This is a genomic window from Mycobacterium sp. NGS18 (genome assembly GCF_059813185.1).
Genome location: NZ_JCALEC010000009.1, coordinates 92,940 through 109,856, shown reverse-complemented (window position 1 = coordinate 109,856; position 16,917 = coordinate 92,940). Strand labels below are relative to the sequence as shown.

The 16,917-nt window shown below is 69.4% G+C and carries 14 protein-coding genes; 5 read left to right on the top strand and 9 right to left on the bottom strand.

Annotated elements, in window-relative coordinates:
• Nucleotides 1–162 precede the first annotated feature (162 nt).
• Genes aftB through glf form a run of 5 tightly spaced genes read right to left on the bottom strand, consistent with a single transcriptional unit; the run spans nucleotide 163 to nucleotide 6,729 of the window.
• Nucleotides 163–2,187 carry a terminal beta-(1->2)-arabinofuranosyltransferase gene (gene aftB, locus AC5Y31_RS17100; RefSeq protein WP_499981738.1) on the bottom strand — a complete coding sequence of 675 codons (2,025 nt, stop codon included), beginning with the start codon at nucleotides 2,185–2,187 and terminating at the stop codon, nucleotides 163–165.
• On the bottom strand, nucleotides 2,165–3,088 hold the full coding sequence (locus AC5Y31_RS17095; protein WP_065023033.1) for a decaprenyl-phosphate phosphoribosyltransferase: 924 nt from the start codon (nucleotides 3,086–3,088) through the stop codon (nucleotides 2,165–2,167). The genes aftB and AC5Y31_RS17095 overlap by 23 nt, the downstream gene beginning before the upstream one ends.
• Nucleotides 3,085–3,627 (bottom strand): phosphatase PAP2 family protein, encoded by a 543-nt coding sequence (locus AC5Y31_RS17090; protein WP_499981737.1) that lies wholly within the window; start codon nucleotides 3,625–3,627, stop codon nucleotides 3,085–3,087. The genes AC5Y31_RS17095 and AC5Y31_RS17090 overlap by 4 nt, the downstream gene beginning before the upstream one ends.
• Nucleotides 3,620–5,512: a glycosyltransferase gene (locus AC5Y31_RS17085; RefSeq protein WP_065025135.1), complete on the bottom strand. Its 1,893-nt coding sequence runs from the start codon at nucleotides 5,510–5,512 to the stop codon at nucleotides 3,620–3,622. Before AC5Y31_RS17085 ends, AC5Y31_RS17090 begins: the two co-directional genes overlap by 8 nt.
• Nucleotides 5,509–6,729, bottom strand: a complete 1,221-nt coding sequence (glf, locus tag AC5Y31_RS17080) for a UDP-galactopyranose mutase (RefSeq protein WP_499981791.1) — start codon at nucleotides 6,727–6,729, stop codon at nucleotides 5,509–5,511. The genes AC5Y31_RS17085 and glf overlap by 4 nt, the downstream gene beginning before the upstream one ends.
• Nucleotides 6,730–7,054: 325 nt before the next feature.
• Between glf and AC5Y31_RS17075 the strand changes: the two genes are divergently transcribed.
• Nucleotides 7,055–7,912, top strand: coding sequence for a hypothetical protein (locus tag AC5Y31_RS17075; protein ID WP_065025133.1), 858 nt, complete (start codon nucleotides 7,055–7,057; stop codon nucleotides 7,910–7,912).
• 145 nt (nucleotides 7,913–8,057) lie between these two features.
• Entirely contained in the window at nucleotides 8,058–9,713 is a 1,656-nt protein-coding gene (locus AC5Y31_RS17070) for an N-acetylmuramoyl-L-alanine amidase (protein WP_065025132.1), read from the top strand.
• Here the strand turns inward: AC5Y31_RS17070 and AC5Y31_RS17065 are convergent.
• From AC5Y31_RS17065 to AC5Y31_RS17050, 4 genes are read right to left on the bottom strand one after another with little or no spacing between them, the layout of a single operon-like run.
• Nucleotides 9,710–10,543, bottom strand: coding sequence for a Cof-type HAD-IIB family hydrolase (locus tag AC5Y31_RS17065; RefSeq protein WP_065025131.1), 834 nt, complete (start codon nucleotides 10,541–10,543; stop codon nucleotides 9,710–9,712). The genes AC5Y31_RS17070 and AC5Y31_RS17065 overlap by 4 nt on opposite strands.
• Nucleotides 10,543–11,337, bottom strand: coding sequence for a lysophospholipid acyltransferase family protein (locus AC5Y31_RS17060; protein WP_065025130.1), 795 nt, complete (start codon nucleotides 11,335–11,337; stop codon nucleotides 10,543–10,545). The genes AC5Y31_RS17065 and AC5Y31_RS17060 overlap by 1 nt, the downstream gene beginning before the upstream one ends.
• Entirely contained in the window at nucleotides 11,330–12,088 is a 759-nt protein-coding gene (locus AC5Y31_RS17055; RefSeq protein ID WP_065025129.1) for a lysophospholipid acyltransferase family protein, read from the bottom strand. The genes AC5Y31_RS17060 and AC5Y31_RS17055 overlap by 8 nt, the downstream gene beginning before the upstream one ends.
• A 7-nt stretch (nucleotides 12,089–12,095) precedes the next feature.
• Nucleotides 12,096–12,884 carry a lysophospholipid acyltransferase family protein gene (locus tag AC5Y31_RS17050; RefSeq protein ID WP_065025128.1) on the bottom strand — a complete coding sequence of 263 codons (789 nt, stop codon included), beginning with the start codon at nucleotides 12,882–12,884 and terminating at the stop codon, nucleotides 12,096–12,098.
• Nucleotides 12,885–12,965: 81 nt separating this feature from the next.
• Between AC5Y31_RS17050 and AC5Y31_RS17045 the strand changes: the two genes are divergently transcribed.
• From AC5Y31_RS17045 to AC5Y31_RS17035, 3 genes are read left to right on the top strand one after another with little or no spacing between them, the layout of a single operon-like run.
• Nucleotides 12,966–14,531 carry an MBL fold metallo-hydrolase gene (locus AC5Y31_RS17045; protein ID WP_065025127.1) on the top strand — a complete coding sequence of 522 codons (1,566 nt, stop codon included), beginning with the start codon at nucleotides 12,966–12,968 and terminating at the stop codon, nucleotides 14,529–14,531.
• Nucleotides 14,528–14,869 carry a hypothetical protein gene (locus AC5Y31_RS17040; protein ID WP_499981735.1) on the top strand — a complete coding sequence of 114 codons (342 nt, stop codon included), beginning with the start codon at nucleotides 14,528–14,530 and terminating at the stop codon, nucleotides 14,867–14,869. Before AC5Y31_RS17045 ends, AC5Y31_RS17040 begins: the two co-directional genes overlap by 4 nt.
• A gap of 58 nt (nucleotides 14,870–14,927) precedes the next feature.
• Complete coding sequence (locus AC5Y31_RS17035; protein WP_499981790.1) at nucleotides 14,928–16,907, top strand: putative alpha/beta hydrolase; 1,980 nt, start codon at nucleotides 14,928–14,930, stop codon at nucleotides 16,905–16,907.
• Nucleotides 16,908–16,917: the final 10 nt, after the last annotated feature.

The following is a 16,917-nucleotide window of genomic DNA, read 5'->3' as shown; positions in this document are numbered from 1 at the left end:
CCTCGCCACCGGCGAATCGGCCCGACAAGGGATTTCCCCGCGACCGGTGCGCTGCGCTCACGAGGCCATTCGAGCCGGTAAGACCGGACGTGGCCGGTAGCTGCGGCCACGAGACATGACGTCCATCACATTTTCGGCGTGGACGTTCGCAAGTCCGCCCCGTCACGGTACGTCGGGCGGCATCCCGGTATAAGGCGGGCGGGTCGGTTCGGGCACGGCCAGGCCGCATCGGACCAGTTCATCGCGCGGCACCCGCTCGATCCGGTACCGGGTATAGCCAGGCGAATGCAACACGTTGGACAGGAACCGGCGCGGGCCCATCGGCGCGCGCACCGAACCCAGCACCGCCGCGGTGTCGGGGCAGCGCAAGGCGGCCTCGGCCTCAGCGATCCAGTCCTGATCCAGGTAGCCCGGGATCAGCGGATACCACTTGACCCACGGGCCGTCGGCCACCACCCAGTCCCGGAACAGGTCCTTGTCGTGGCCGATCCGGCCGTGCTCAAGCCGTTCGGTGTGCGCCGCAATCGGATTGGCCAAGCCGATCTGGTCGAGCAACCGGACGTCCAGGCCGGTGTTCATGCTCAGCATGCCCAGATTGGTGAAGAAGACGGTGTGCGGCCCGGTCCCGCCCGGGTCCGGATCGGTCGGGACGCCGATGCCCGGCGGCACCGGCAGGATGACCGGGACGACGTCCCACTGGTCGTAGTTGCCCGACGGCAGCAACAGCGCCCCGTCCGGGGTGGCCGCGATCGTGCTCAGCACCGCGCGCATCCGCGGGTAGCCCAGGTAGTCGGCGGCGGTCAGCGGATGGGGGTGGCCGGTGGCCTGCGAATAGAACCGGCGCTCGTCGACGATCCCGGAATAGGTGACCCGCGTTGCGTCATCGGCCATTCCGGGAGCGTTGGCCGCCCACAGCGCCCAGCCGGCCACCGCCAGCCACAGCAGACCGACCGCGCCGCTGAGCGGGTAGCCGGCTTCGCGGTGGAAACGCGCGCCGTCGGGCAACAGCACCGGGACGACGGCCACCGGGGCCAGCATGCAGAACAGCGGCGCCAGCAGCACCCGGCCGTGCATGAAATCGCCGCCCTGGCGGATCCAGTAGGCGCCCTGCAGCACACCGCTGATCACGAAGAAGCAGACCACCGCCCCGGGGCTCTGCACCAGCCGCGCCCACCGGCCGACCCCGCGCGGCACCGGGCGCCGGGGCCGGTGCCGGACCGCCGAAGCGACCCACAGTGCCGCGCCCAGCGCTGTCGACAGCACTGCGGGCACCCACAATGCGTAGGGGGCGTTGAAGTTCGCCAGGTAGATCATGCCCTGCGACCACTTGTCGCCGGCGGCATCCTTGGCCAGCGCGGTACCGGGCACCAGCAGCGCGTAGTAGCCCATCCGGAAGATCTGGTAGGCCACCGGCAGCGCGCCGCCGGCCACCAGGATCAGTGCCCGCGGCCGCCAGTCCCGCGCCGCGATCAGCAGCATGATCAGCGCACCGCCGCCGATCAGGGCCAGCTCGGGGCGGACCAGCACGCTGCAGCCGGCCACGAACGCCAGGGCGGCGGTGAATCGTGTTCCGCGGGCACGGGATCGGGGCATCCGCAGCGCCTGCGCCCAACAGACCAGCATCCACCACAGCAGGCCCAGATAGGCCAGCACCAGGCCGCTCTCCAGTCCGGAGGTGGCGAAGTCGCGAGCGGGCGGCACCGCGATGTAGACCAGTGCCCCGGCCGGCAGTAGCAGCGCGCGCCGGCCCTGCAGGCCGGGGGCGTACAGCCGGGTGGTGCCCAGCATCAGCAGCGCCACCCCGGCCAGGCTGAGCGCCAGCGCGAATGCCAGCGCCACGTACTCCATGCGCACCGGGCCGCCGAGCCAGCTGCCGACGTACATCAGGTAGGTCCAGGCCGTGGAGGTGTTGGCCTCCACCCGTTCACCGGCGTTGAAGACCGGCCCGTTTCCGGCCAGCAGGTTCCGCACGGTGCGCAGCACGATCAGACCGTCATCGGAGATCCAGCGTCGTCGCCACGCCCCGATGCCGAACAGCAGCAGCACGATCGCCACCGCGGCCCACGAGCTCAGTCGCACCGACGGGCTGTAGGCGACCGCCGGCCAGCCCAGTGGCCGGACCCGCGGGTCCGGCGCTGTGCCTTCTGCGGCCCTTCGGGCCGAGCTACCCGAAAATGACGGCAGCACCGATGGTTCCGATCCAGAGCAGAGCCATCAGCTGCAGCACCCGGTCGCGCCGCAGGATGTCCTCGGGCTCTCCGGCCATGCCGCCGTCGACGTCGACCGCGTAGCGCAGAATCGCGACGATGATCGGGATGATCGTCACCGCGTACCAGGAGCCGGAACCGTTGTCGCGCTCGAAGGCGAACAGGCTGTAGCAGACCAGCATCGCGGTGGCCGAGGCCGTCCACACGAAGCGCAGGTAGGTACCGGTGTAGCTCTCCAGCGACTTGCGGATCTTGGCGCCGGTCTGCTCGGCCAGCTGCAGTTCGGCGTAGCGCTTGCCGGCCACCATGAACAGTGATCCGAACGCCATCACCAGCAGGAACCATTGCGACAGATAGATGTTCGCGGCCGCGCCGCCGGCGATCGCCCGCAGCAGGAAGCCCGACGACACGATGCAGATATCAAGCACCGCTTGGTGTTTGAGTCCAAAGCAGTAGGCCAGCTGCAGGGCCAGATAGACCGCCATCACCAGCGCCAGGCTGAGGCTGAGCGACCACGAGATGAACAGCGACGCCACCCCCAGCAGCGCCGCCAGGCCGTAGGCCAGTCCCACCGGGACCACCCCGGCAGCGATCGGCCGGAACCGCTTGGTCGGGTGCGCGCGGTCGGCTTCGACGTCCTGGGCGTCATTGACCAGGTACACCGCCGAGGCCGCCAGGCTGAAGGCCACGAAGGCGACCAACGCCTTGCTGCCGACGTCGGCGTAGTCGTAGTGCACGTCGCCGCCGAGGGCGGCCAGCGGCGCGGCCAGCACCAGTACGTTCTTCACCCACTGGCGGGGCCGCATCGCTTTGATGATGCCGGTGACCAGGTTCGCCGGCGGGCCGGTCTCGGGCGCCCGGCCGTCCACGTGTGCACTCATCCGGCGCCTCCAGAGTTGTCCAGGCGGCTCGCGGCCGCGGCGACCGCGGCCCCGACGAGTACGCCGGTGGCCACGTCGCTGGGGTAGTGCACGCCGAGCACCATGCGGGACAACGCCATCGGCGGCACGAGCAGCGACGGCAGTGTCTTGGTGGGCAGCCCGGCCGCCCGACCCAGCAGGATCGCCGCCGCCGTGGTGGAGGTGGCGTGTGCCGAGGGGAAACTCAACCGGCTCGGGGTGGCCACGTTGACCGCGATCGCCGGATGGTGCGGGCGCTCCCGGCGGACCACCCGCTTGATCACCACGGCGGTCGCATGCGCGACGAACGCCCCCGCCCCTGCGGTCAGCCAGGCCCGGCGCCGCCGCGGCTGGGCCAGCGCACCGAGCGCGGACACCGCCAGCCAGCCCAAGCTGTGCTCACCGAAGTGCGACATGGCACGCGCGGTGGTCAGCACCCCGGTACGGCCCGTCAGCGCCGACTGCACGGCGACGAGCACCGCGTTCTCGCCGTGCGGGGGGCCGGCCAACGGTTCAGTCATGGTTCTCCAACAGCACTGTCTCCCACTGCTGTTTGCTGGCCAGTGTGGGCAGTGCCCGCCGGTAGGCCCGGCGCAGGTCGTCGAAGCGGCGGCCCAGCTGGTACTGGCGGCGCAGCGACTCGCGCAGCAAGGTGAACATCTTCTCCCGGTCGCGCTGCCGGTAGACCACGCCGCGGCCGTCGGCGGTGGTCACGGTGACGCCGTCCTGGGTGCACAGCAGGAACCACCGGGCGTCCTGGGTGGGCACGTTGAGCTGCGGGCGCTGATGGTGCTCGGGCGCGGTGGCCTTGAGGTTGTGGGCGATGCCGCGGGCCAGCCGGTAGCCGATCGACAGCGGTTGCACCGGCGGGCGCATCGGCTTGCGGCGCTTCGACGGGGCGGGCAGCTGGCTGGCCGCGGGCAGCACTACCGCGTCGGGATAGGTCTTGCGCAACGCGTGGATGTCCGGCAGCGCCGACTCCAGGATCGAGAAGATGTGCTCGGGACCGGCCATGAAATCGTCGAGCGCCTTGTTCTGCACGGCGACCGTCGAATACTCCAGGCAGGCAAGGTGTTTCAGCGTGGCCTTGAGGTGGCTGCGGATCAGGCCGGCGATGTTGCCGTCCCAGTGCAGTGCGGCCACCATCAACCGGTTGCGCAGGTGGAAGTAGGCCTGCCAGTCGATCGCGTCGTCCTTGTCGCTCCAGGCCATGTGCCAGATCGCCGCCCCGGGCAGGGTGACCGTGGGGTAGCCGTGCTTGCCGGCTCGCAACCCGTACTCGGCGTCGTCCCACTTGATGAACGACGGCACCGGCTGGCCGACCTCTTCGGCGACGGCCCGCGGGATCATGCACATCCACCAGCCGTTGAAGTCGACGTCGATGCGCCGGTGCAGCTCGGGGGTCTCGGCCAGCGAGTCGGTGGCGAAGTTGTGGTCGTACTCGGTGTGCGGGGCGTTCGTCCACATGAACACGCCCGGGTCGACGACCTCGCCCATGATGTGCAGGTGCGACGGCTCCTGCAGGTTGAGCATGTGCCCGCCCACCAGGGTGGGCGTCTTGGCGAACCGGTTCAGTGCGAGTGCCCGCAGGATCGAGTCCGGCTCGATGCGGATGTCGTCGTCCATGAACAGGATCTGTTCACAGCCGGTGTTTTTCAGCGCCTCGTACATCACCCGGCTATAGCCGCCGGAGCCGCCGAGGTTGGGCTGGTCGTGGATCGACAGCCGGTCACCCAGCGCGGCGGCCGCCGTCGGGAATCCCGGATGGTCACGCGCTTTGCGGGTGCCCTGATCCGGGACGATCACCGCGCTGATCACCTCGTCGACGCACGGGTCGGAGGTGAGCGCGGCCAGCGCGTTGACGCAGTCGTCCGGCCGGTTGAAGGTCGGGATGCCGACGGCGACGTCGGCGCGCCCGGGCGCCTCGACCGGCGCGTACCAGCCCCCGCCGATCAGGGTGACCGCGCTGTCGGTGGTGATGTCGAACCAGATCCAACCGCCGTCCTCGAACGGCTGCAGGCCGACCTCGAACTCGATGATCGCCGGCGCGCCACTGCCATCGACGGATCCGAAAGGCTTGCCGTCCACCGCGATACGCGCACCGGTGGCCTTGGAACGGTAGACGTCGACACGGCCGGAACCGGTCAGTTCCAGGCGCAGCACCACCGACTCGAGGATCGACCAGCGGCGCCAGTAGGAAGCCGGGAAGGCGTTGAAGTACGTCGCGAACGACACCTCCGACTCCTCGCCGATCTCCAGACTGGTGCGGGTGAGCGGGTGCGCCCGGCGGTTGTTGGTCTCCGACTCCTCGATGTAGAGCTTGCGGACGTCCAGCGGCTCACCGTGGCGGGGCAGGATGATCCGCGAAAGTCGGCTCACCGCACGCGAACTCTTGGCCTTGGTCATCGGTTGTTTTCCCTGTTGTTCTCGTGCAGCGGAACGCCCTCGGCCAGATACGGCGCCAGGACGTTGTCGTACATGCTCAGCGCACTGGCGATGGCCATGTGCATGTCCAGATATTGATAGGTGCCCAGCCGCCCGCCGAAAAGCACCTTCGCCGACTCCATCTCGGCCTTGGCCAGCCGGCGGTAGGCCTCGACCATGGCACGGTCGTCGGGGGTGTTGATGGGGTAGTACGGCTCGTCGTCGTCGCGCGCGAATCGCCCGTATTCGCGCATGATCACCGTCTTGTCAGTCGGGTAGGACCGTTCCGGATGGAAGTGCCGAAACTCGTGGATGCGGGTGTAGGGCACGTCGGCGTCGTTGTAGTTCATCACCGGGGTGCCCTGGAAGTCACCGGTGTCGAGCACTTCGAGCTCGAAGTCCAGGGTGCGCCAACCGAGCCGGCCCTGCGCGTAGTCGAAGTAGCGGTCCAGCGGCCCGGTGTAGATGACCGGGGCATCCGGACTGACAGCCCGAAGCTCGTCGCGGACGTCGAACCAGTCGGTGTCCAGCCGGACTTCGATGTTGTCGTGCGCCGCCATGTTCTGCAGCCACGCGGTGTAGCCGTCGACCGGCAGTCCCTCGTAGGTGTCGTTGAAGTAGCGGTTGTCGAAGGTGTAGCGCACCGGCAGCCGGGTGATGTTGGACGCCGGCAGCTCGGTGGGGTCGGTCTCCCACTGCTTGGCGGTGTAGTGCTTGACGAACGCCTCGTAGAGCGGGCGGCCGATCAAGCTGATCGCCTTCTCCTCGAAGTTGGCGGCCTCCTTGGTATCCACCTCCGAGGCCTGCTCGGCGATCAGCGCCCTGGCCTCGTCGGGGGTGAAGTAGCGGCCGAAGAACTGCGACACCAGGCCCAGCCCCATCGGGAACTGGTAGGCCTGGCCGTCGTGCATGGCGAAGACCCGGTGCTGGTAGCCGGTGAAGTCGGTGAACTGCCGCACGTAGTCCCAGACCCGCTTATTAGAGGTATGGAACAGGTGCGCGCCGTATTTGTGGACCTCGATGCCGGTCTGCGGCTCGGCCTCGGAGTAGGCGTTGCCGCCGATATGGTGGCGCTTTTCGACGACCAGGACGCGCTTGCCGAGCTGCGTGGCTGCGCGCTCGGCAATGGTCAGGCCGAAGAATCCAGAACCAACAACATAGAGGTCGTAGCGACTAGCAGGTGAAGTCATCGGCGCCAAGGGTATCTGAACAGCGGCCGTGAGCAGCGTCGGCGCCCCGCCACTTCCGCCGTCCAGCCGACCGGGCGGCCCCTCGCAGCGCCGCCGGCACCGCGAGATTGCGCTCACGCAGGCAAAACGCGCGAATTCCCTGCACCAGTGCAATCTCGGCGCCCGGCCGGGATAGCGACGCCGACGAAGGGTTGGTCGCGGTTTCCTCACGATTCGATCTCGTCACTCTATTCACATCAGTCACACGCGTACCGTCGATCCGGTAGGCAGTAAACGCTCTGGGGGTCCTCGGCGAGATCGGGACCGAGGGGCAAAACATATTGAGGAGACTTCCGTGCCGAACCGACGTCGACGCAGGCTCTCGACCACCATGAGCGCAGTCGCCGCCCTGGCAGTCGCGAGTCCGTTTGCAGTTGTCGCAGTATCCGAGCTGGCCGCCCGCCAGGACGCCCCGCAGCAGCGCGACTTCGTCGCGGCCGCGTCGGTGGCCGACCTGCCCAATGAGCTCATCTCAGCCCTCACCCAAGGGCTGTCCCAGTTCGGGGTGAACCTCCCGCCGGTGCCGGGCTTCGGGGGCGGGACGGGTTCGATGCCCGGCGCCTACCCCGCCTCACCGGGGCTTACCTCGCCGGGGCTGTACCCCGCCTCGCCGGGGTTGACCTCGCCCACGGGCCTGACGCCGGGCCTGACCACCCCGGGGCTCACCGACCCCTCACTGACGACGCCGTCACTGTCGACGCCGCCGCTGGGCACCCCGGGCGTGTCCACCACCTCGGGCTTGACGACGCCGGGCCTGACCACGCCGTCGCTGGGCACCCCCGGGCTGACCTCACCCGGTCTGACCACGCCGTCGCTGTCCGACTCTTCGCTGACCAGCCCCGGGCTGACCAGTCCCGGCTTGACCAGCCCGGACACCGGTCTGCTGGGCTCCGGTGACCCGCTCACCTCGCCGGTGGGCCTGGACCCGGGCCTGGACGGCACCTACCCGATCCTCGGCGACCCGTCGCTGGGCATGGGCATGCCGGAGGAAAAGGGCGGAGTCGTCAGCGACCTGATGAGTGCGGCCAACCAGTTGGGCGCCGGACAGGCCATCGACCTGCTCAAGGGTGTGGTGATCCCGTCCATCGCGCAGGCCGCGCAAGGTGCCGCCCCGGCCGCCGCGGCCGCACCGGCTGCGGTCCCGGTCCCCTGACCCAGGAGCCTGTTTCCCTAACGGCACCGCAGAGTCAGCCCGCCAGGGCAACGGAGGACTCTGCGGTGCCGTTAACAATTCGGCCGGCCCCCAGGGTCGCGTGTCGCATCACTAACAACACGAGACACATACGTAACATCAGCACGTGCCAACCCGTCGCCCCCCGCCGACGATCAAGCTGACCGCTACCGTCGCGACCGTGCTGATCCTGCCGTGGGCACTGGGCTATGGATCGGGATCTCCGACGGACGAGACACCCAGCGCCGCCGCGACCAAGCTGAACCAGCAGCCGCTGCCCGACCTGGAGCCCGGCGTCACCGTCCGCGAGATCACCCAGGACGAGCCGTTCACCATGGTCGCGCTCACCGGCGCCGACCTCAGCGGCACCTCGGCGAAGATCCGCGCCAAGCGCTCCGACGGCTCCTGGGGGCCCTGGTACGCCACCGCCCACGAGGTCACCGAACATGCGTCGCCGGCCCGGCCCGCCGACGCCCCGGGGCCGGACGGGACCGAGCCGGTTTTCGTCGGGCGCACCACAGCGGTGCAGATCGCGGTCACCCGGCAGGGCCCAGCCGCCCAGGCGAAGACTCCGGCCAAGCAGCAGACCCCGCCGAAACAGCCCAAACCCGACCTGGGCTACATCCCGGCCACCGCCGCCCAGCCGTTCGCCCAGAACATCTCCGCGGTGCTGATCACCCCCCCGAAAGCCCCGGTCGACGCGCAGTGGTCGCCGCCGAGCGCGGCCCTGGCGCCGGGACAGCCGCCCAACATCATTCCGCGCAGCCAATGGGGTGCCGGCGCCCGCGGGCGGTGCGGCAAGCCGGCGGAGAGCGGCCCGATCCACGCCGCGGTGGTGCATCACACCGCGGGCTCCAACGACTACTCCCCCGAGGACTCGGCGGAGATCATCCGGGCCATCTACGCCTACCACACCCGCACCCTGGGCTGGTGCGACATCGGCTACAACGCGCTGGTGGACAAGTACGGCCAGGTGTTCGAGGGCCGGGCCGGCGGCGTCACCAAGGGCATCGTGGGCAGCCACGCCGGCGGGTTCAACAAGAACACCTGGGGGGTGTCGATGATCGGCACCTTCGACGACGCGCCTCCCCCGCCGATTCAGCTCGAGACCGTCGGCCGGTTGCTGGGCTGGCGGCTGGGCCTGGACCTCGCCGACCCGCGCGGCACCGTGCACCTGACCTCCGCCGGCGGCGCGTTCACCCACGTTCCCCGCGGCTCGGAGCTGACGCTGCCGGCGATCATCGGCCACCGCGACCTCGACGCGACCGAGTGCCCCGGCGAGCAGGGGTATGTGGCGCTCAACGAGATCCGCGAGATCGCGGCCCGATTCGGTGACCCCCCGGGACCGGAAGACCTCGCCCGGACGATGCAAGGTGGCGCCATCCACGCCCGCTGGCTGGAGCTGGGCGGCCCGGAGGGCCTGCTCGGCGCCGTCACCTCGCCTGAGGCGATCGGCGAGGGTTCCACCAAGTACGCGACCTTCGAGCACGGCGCGGTGTACTGGTCACCGGAGACCGGCGCCCAGCCGATCACCGGGGCGATCTACGACGCCTGGGCGTCGCTGGGCTACGAGCGCGGCATGCTGGGGCTGCCCACCAGCGCCGAGATCCCCGAACCGGAGTGGATCGGGCAGAACTTCCAGCACGGCACGCTGAACTACAACCGGGCCAGCGGCAGCGTCGTCCGGGTTATCGACGGCAACGCCGAAGAGCTGCCGCCACCCCCGCCGGAGGGCCCGCCGGTGCAGCTGGAGCGCTTCTCCCGGGTGCTGGAAATCGGTTAACCCCCGCTGGGGTTCCACCACCGTTCCAGCACCCGCGCCAGGCCGTCGTCGGTATTGGGCGCGGTGATCTCGGCAGCCGCCGCCAGCACCTCGGGATGCGCGTTGCCCATCGCCACGCCATGGCCCGCCCCCAGCAGCATCGGCAGATCGTTGGGCATGTCGCCGAAGGCCACCACCTGATCGATGCCGATTCCCAGCGGCGTGATCAGCTCCTCGATGCCGGTGGCCTTGGTGATCCCGGCCGGCACCACCTCGACCAGCCCGTTGTTGGTGGAATAGGTCATCTCCGCGGCGCTGCCGATATGCGGCGCCAGCTGCGCCGCCATGTCGGCACTGGCCGCCCCGGCCTGGCGGATCAGCAGCTTGATCGCCGGCTGGGACAGCAGGTCGGCCAGGGAGACCTCGGTGTTGTCCGGGTTGAGCCAGGCGTGTTCATAGCCCGGTGAGCTGACGAACTGCGGCGTCGCCGCGTCGTGTGCGCGCTCGCCGATGCGTTCCACCGCCAAACCCGCGCCGGGCAGGACGCGTCCGGCGACCTCGGCCAGTTTGACCAGGCTGTCGGCCGACAGCGTGCGCGCCGAGATCACCCGGTCGGTGTCGGGGTCGTAGAGGACCGCCCCGTTGGCGCAGACCGCCAGCGGGGCGAAGCCGAGCGCGTCGACGACCGGGGCGATCCAGCGCGGTGGGCGCCCGGTCGCCAAAATGAAGCCGGCGCCGGAGTCGACGGCCGCGTGCACCGCCGCCCGGGTGCGCGCGGTGATGTTCTCGGTGTTGTCGAGCAGGGTGCCGTCGACGTCGCTGGCGATCAGCGCGGGAACCGGGTACTCCATCAGCGCCGACTCAGTCCGGCCAGCGTGCGCCGCAGCCGGCCCCGCTGTGCCCGCTCGAGCCGCTTGCGATCGCGTTCGGCCAGTTCGGCTTCGCGCATCACCAGGGCTTCGGCCATGGTGGGGGCGCCGCCGCCGAGCCGCCGCGGCACCCAGTACGCGCCGGCGGGGTGCGGGTACTCCAGTTGCGCCTGGTCGAGCATGGCGGCCATGGTCTCACGCAGCGCGGCGGTGGTCGCCTCGACGTCACCGGTGGCGGCCATCGGCCGGCCGATCTTCGCCAGCACCGGAACGTGGTTGCGCCACAGGTTCTTCGGGTGATCCTTCGTCCATACCCGCTGCATGCCCCAGACGATGACCGGGATGATCGGGACACCGGCGGCGCGGGCCATCCGGGCGGCGCCGGTCTTGAACTCGCGCAGTTCGAAGCTGCGGCTGATGGTGGCCTCGGGATGCAGCCCGACCAGCTCACCCTCGCGCAGCCGCTGCACCGCCACGTCGTAGGCGCCGGCCCCGGCCGAGCGGTCGACCGGGATCAGCTTGATGTGCTTGATCACGTAGCTGATCACCGGCACCTCGGTCATCTCGGCCTTGATCATGAACCGCAACCGGCGGCGGCGCTGCAGGGCCGCCATCGAGGCCGGATACCAGTCCAGGTAGCTGGTGTGGTTGAGAGCGAGCACCGCCCCGCCGCGTTCGGGAATGTTCTCCAGGCCCTCGAAGGTCGGGTGCGGCCCGTTGGCCTTCACCAGCGCCGGGATCACGATCTCCAGGGTGCGGAAGAAGGGTTCAGCCATCCTCGGCGCTCCGTGTTCGGTGGGCCGCCCGCTGCGCCAGTTCGCGTTCGTCGAGGACGGTGGCCTCCGCCGGGGTGGGGGCGGTACCGCCCAGGCGCCGCGGCACCCAGTACTGGCCCGCCGGGTGCGGATAGTCCTGCTGGACGCCGGCCAGCATCGGCGCCATCTGCGCACGCAACGCGGCGCTGAGGCCGGCGGCGTCGCCGGCCGGGGCCAGCGGCGGGCCCGCCAGCACGGTGATCGGGATCCGGCTGCCGATCAGCCGCGCCCGCGGATGATCCTTGGTCCACAGCCGGTGGGCACCCCACACGATCAGCGGGACGATCGGCACCTGCGCCTCGAGCGCCATCCGGGCGGCCCCGGACTTGAACTCCTTCAGCTCGAAGCTGCGGCTGATGGTGGCTTCCGGGTAGACGCCGACCACCTCGCCGGAGCGCAGCGCGGCCACCGCGTGCCGGTAGGCGTCGGATCCGGCGCCGCGATCGACCGGGATGGTGCCGGTGTGGTGGATCAGGTAATTCACCACCCGCACCTGCTGCATCTCGGCCTTGATCATGAACCGCATCCGCCGGCCCCGACGATAGGCCGCCAGCGCCGCGGGCAGGAAGTCGACGTAGCCGGTGTGGTTGATCGCGATCACCGCGCCGCCCTCGGCCGGGATGTGCTCCAGGCCGCGAAAGTCGATGCGGGCGCCGGAGACCTTCACCGCGGTCACCGCTGTCAGCTCCAGCGCACGAAAAACCGGCTGCATGCCAGGGCTACTCCGCGGCGCCCGTCGCAGTCGGCGGCTGCGGGTCCCGGGCGGCCCGCGCCTCGGCCTTGCGGGCGGCTTCCTCGGCGTCGAGCCGCAGCGCCTCGGCCGGGGTGGGGGCACCGCCGCCGAGGCGGTGCGGCACCCAGAACTCGCCGGCCGGGTGTTCGGGATAGGCGTCCTGGGTCTGCTCGAGCAGGTGTTGCATGCGGGTCTGCAGCAGATCCCGCAAGTCCTCGACGGGCAGCGTCGGCGGTATCGGTTCGCCGACCGCCACCGAGATCGGCACCTTGGAGCGCCCCAGCCGTCTGGGGTGGTCCTTGGTCCAGACCCGCTGGGCGCCCCACACGATGTGCGGAATGATCGGCACCTGCGCCTCGAGTGCCATCCGGGCGGCGCCGCTCTTGAACTCCTTGAGCTCGAAGCTGCGGCTGATCGTCGCTTCCGGGTAGACCCCGACCAGCTCCCCGGCCCGCAGGTAATCGACGGCGGAGGCGTAGGCGTCGGCGCCCTGACCGCGATCGACCGCGATGTGCCGGCAGCCGCGCATGATCGGGCCGGTGAAGCGGTTGTCGAAGGTCTCCTTCTTGGCCATGAACCGCACCCGGCGCCGCGGTTTGTTGTCGTAGGCGGCCAGGCCGGCGAACGCGAAGTCGAGGTAGCCGGTGTGGTTGATGGCGACCACGGCGCCGCCACTGGCGGGGATGTTCTGCGCGCCGGTGACGGTGATCTTCACCCCCTGAAAGCGCCATAACGTGCGGGCGGTTGTCGCGACGCTCCCGTACCACGGCTCCACAGTCGTCCAGCCTAGGCGATGCCGCGGGCCGTGCCGCCGTTAAGCTCGGGAGGAATCTGCTACAGCGTCGGGAAGGTACTAGTGCGGGTCACCAGCGTCGGACACGCCGGCTTCCGGATCGAGACCGCCGCGGGCAGCATCCTGTGCGACCCGTGGGTGAACCCGGCCTACTTCGCGTCGTGGTTCCCGTTCCCGGACAACTCCACGCTGGACTGGGACGCCCTGGGCGACTGCGACTACCTCTACATCTCGCATCTGCACCACGACCACTTCGACCCGCGGCACCTGGCCGCCCACGTCAGCAAGGACGCGGTGGTGCTGCTGCCCGACTATCCGGTCCCGGATCTGCGCACCGAACTGGAGAAGCTGGGCTTCCACCGGTTCTTCGAGACCACCGACTCGGTGCGGCACACCGTGAGCGGCCCCAAGGGCGATCTCGACGTGATGATCATCGCGCTGCGTGCCCCGGCCGACGGCCCGATCGGCGACTCGGGGCTGGTGGTTTCCGACGGTGCGACCACCGTCTTCAACATGAACGACTCGCGCCCGATCGACCTGGACGTGCTCAAGGCGTTCGAGAACATCGACGTGCATTTGCTGCAGTACTCCGGGGCGATCTGGTACCCGATGGTCTACGACATGCCGGAGCGGGCCAAGGAGGCGTTCGGCATCCAGAAGCGGCAACGGCAGATGGACCGCGCCCGCCAATACGTCGCGCACGTCGACGCCCGGTGGGTGGTGCCGTCGGCCGGCCCACCGTGCTTTCTGGATCCCGAGCTGCGCTACCTCAACGACGACCACGGCGATCCGGCCAACATCTTCCCCGACGAGATGGTGTTCCTGGATCAGCTGCGCCGCAACGGCCACGACGGCGGACTGCTGATGATCCCCGGGTCATCTGCGACGTTCGCCGGGGCACAATTGGATTCGCTGACCCACCCGGTTGACGACGTCGAGGCGATCTTCACTTCCGGCAAGGCCGACTACATCGCCGCCTACGCCGATCGGATGGCGCCGGTGCTGGCCGCGGAGAAGGCGTCCTGGGCGCCGGCTGCCGGGCCGGCGATGCTGGAGCCGCTGCGGGCGCTGTTCGAGCCGATCATGGCCAAGAGCAACGAGATCTGCGACGGCATCGGCTATCCGGTGGAGCTGGTGCTGGACGGGTCGGATCAAAGCGGGGCCCATAGCGAAACCGTCGTGCTGGACTTCCCGAAACGCATGGTGCGCGAACCGGTTCCGGGCGAGAAGTTCCGTTACGGCTTCGGTATCCCGCCCGAGCTGGTGCGCACCGTGCTGCGCGACGGCGAACCCGACTGGGTCAACACCATCTTCTTGTCGACCCGATTCAAGGCTTGGCGGGTCGGCGGCTACAACGAGTACCTCTACACGTTCTTCAAGTGCCTCACCGAGGATCGGATCGTCTACGCCGACGGCTGGTTCGGGGAGAGCCACGACGACTCGGCGACGATCACCTTGGGCGACTGGCAGATTCAGCGCCGCTGCCCGCACATGAAAGCCGATCTGTCGAAGTTCGGGGTGGTCGAGGGCAACACTTTGACCTGCAATCAGCACGGCTGGCAGTGGGATCTGAAAACCGGCCGCTGCCTGACCGCCAAGGGCCACGAGCTGCGCTGCGAGAAGCTGTGAGCGGCTCCTACGACGACGGCCTGATCGCCCTGGACGGCAGGGCGATCACGTTGCGCCGCTACCACTTTCCCTCCGGCACCTCGAAGGTGATCCCGTTGTCGGCGATTCGCGGCTACCGCGCCGAACCGCTGGGCGCGCTGACTCACCGCTTCCGGCTGTGGGGCAGCTCGGATCTGCGCCGCTGGCTGCCGCTGGACATCAAGCGGCCGCTGCGATCCACCTTGATCACCCTGGATCTGCACGACAACCATTGGCCGCGGCCGGCGTTCACCCCGGCGGACCCGGAAACGTTCCGGGGGCTGCTCGACGAGCTGCTGGCGGGGGCGAACCCGAACTGAATTGACCCCGGCCACCGCGGTGGTAGCGTTGATCGCCGCGCAAGCTAAGGGGTCATCGGTGCACCTGGAGTCGATCAGCATCCCGCTGCTGGTCGCCGAGGCCGGCGGTGATCCGTGGGCGATCAACGCCGCGCTGCAGCACGGCCGGCCGGCCCAGATCGACAGTCTGGCGAAGGCATTTCACAACGCCGGGAGCTCCGCCGCCGAAGCCGATGCCAGTTTCGAGCAGGCCCGCAAGCGGTTCGAAGGCGCCTGGAACCGGGAGAACGGCGATCATCCGATCAACGATTCCGCGCAGGTGCGGCTGGTCACCACCTCGCTGGGAGTGCAGGCCGAGCAGCTGCCCAAGATCGCGGCCGATCTGGAGAGCATCGCCGCGGCGCTGGCCGAAGCACAGAAGTCGTCGGAGGCGTGCATCTCCGAGCTCGAGACCGTCCTCCAGGCGATTGACACCAACCTGACGCACTGGCTCGAGGTGGACAAGAACTCCGATCTGACCGCCGAGCAGCGCCGGGGAGTCCACGACCAGATCCACAACCTGCAGCAGGCAGCGATCGACGACACCAAAGAGACGCTGCGCCGCATCAAGGTCATCCGCGACGGCTACCTGGGCGCGCTGCGCGCCGCCGAGGCCCGGCTGCGCGCCGAGGGCTATGACCCGGGGCTGGTCAAAAACCTCGACCAGCCCACCTCGCCGCTGGGTGATCCGCTGATGCCGATCCCCCCGTCCGACACCGACCCGCAGGCCGTCACGAACTGGTGGAATTCGCTGACCCCGCAGCAGCGCGCGGCCTATCTCGCGCAGCACGACCCGGGCCTGGGCAACCTCAACGGCATCCCTGCCGACGCCCGCAACGAAGTCAACCTCGCGGTGATGCACGACGACCTCAACCGGGTGCGCGACCTGGCAAACCTGCGCGGCGTCTCCGTCGACGACGTGCTGCGCAACCCCGGCGTCTACGGCCTGTCGGCCGGTGATGCCACCCGCTATGCCAATGCGGTGCAGACCGAAAAGGGCTTGCAGCACATGGCGGGCAAGGTCAACCCCGACGGCACGACCGCGCGTCAGGCCCTGCTGTGGGCGTACGACCCGTCGGCGTTCAACGGTCAGGGCACGGCGGCGGTCGCGCTCGGCAACCCCGACCATGCCGCCAACACCGCGGTGGTGGTTCCCGGCACCGGCAACAGCGTGCAGCAGGGCTGGCTGGAGAGCAGCGACGCCACCAACCTCTACGACCAGATGCGGTTGGCCAATCCCGGTGAGTCGACGTCGGTGCTGGCCTGGATGGGCTACGACGCCCCGGACAGTCCGGCAGACCTGCGAATCGCCACGCCCTGGCTGGCGCGTGACGGTGGCGAGCTGTTGGCCGCTGACGTCAACGGCCTGTCGGCGACCCACGACGCCGGATTGTCGTCGCACGTGACGGTGATCGGCCACTCCTACGGCGCCACCACGGTGGCCGACGCGTTCGCCAACAGCGGGATGCACGCCAACGATGCGGTGCTGATCGGTTGCCCCGGAACGGATGTGGCGAAAAGCGCCGCCGATTTTCATCTCAACGGCGGCCAGGTCTACGTCGGCGCGGCCTCCAGCGATCCGGTGTCGTGGCTGGGCCAGTCCGGGCTGGCGCCGGACTTCATCAACCACACCATGCACCACCCGCTGGGCGAGATGGCCGGGCTGGGCACCGATCCGGCCGGCGATTCCTTCGGCTCGGTGCGTTTTCGGGCCGAGGCGGTCGGTCACCAGGGGCTGGCGTTCGGCGATCACTCCCGCTACTACGACGTGGGCAGTGAATCCTTGCGGGCGATGACCGACATCGCCGCCGACAAGGGGCACTCACTGGCCGACGGGGGCCTGATCGCCGACGGCCGCCGCCAGGCCCACATCGGTTTGCCGGAGAAGGTCCACGTCCCGTTCCTCGGGGAGGTCGACCTGCCGCACGTGGACACCCGGATCCCGGGCACCCCGGCACTCATCGACCCGGAAGGCAAACGTGCACCAGCAACGATCACCGATGATCACCAATACCGCTGACCGCACCTGG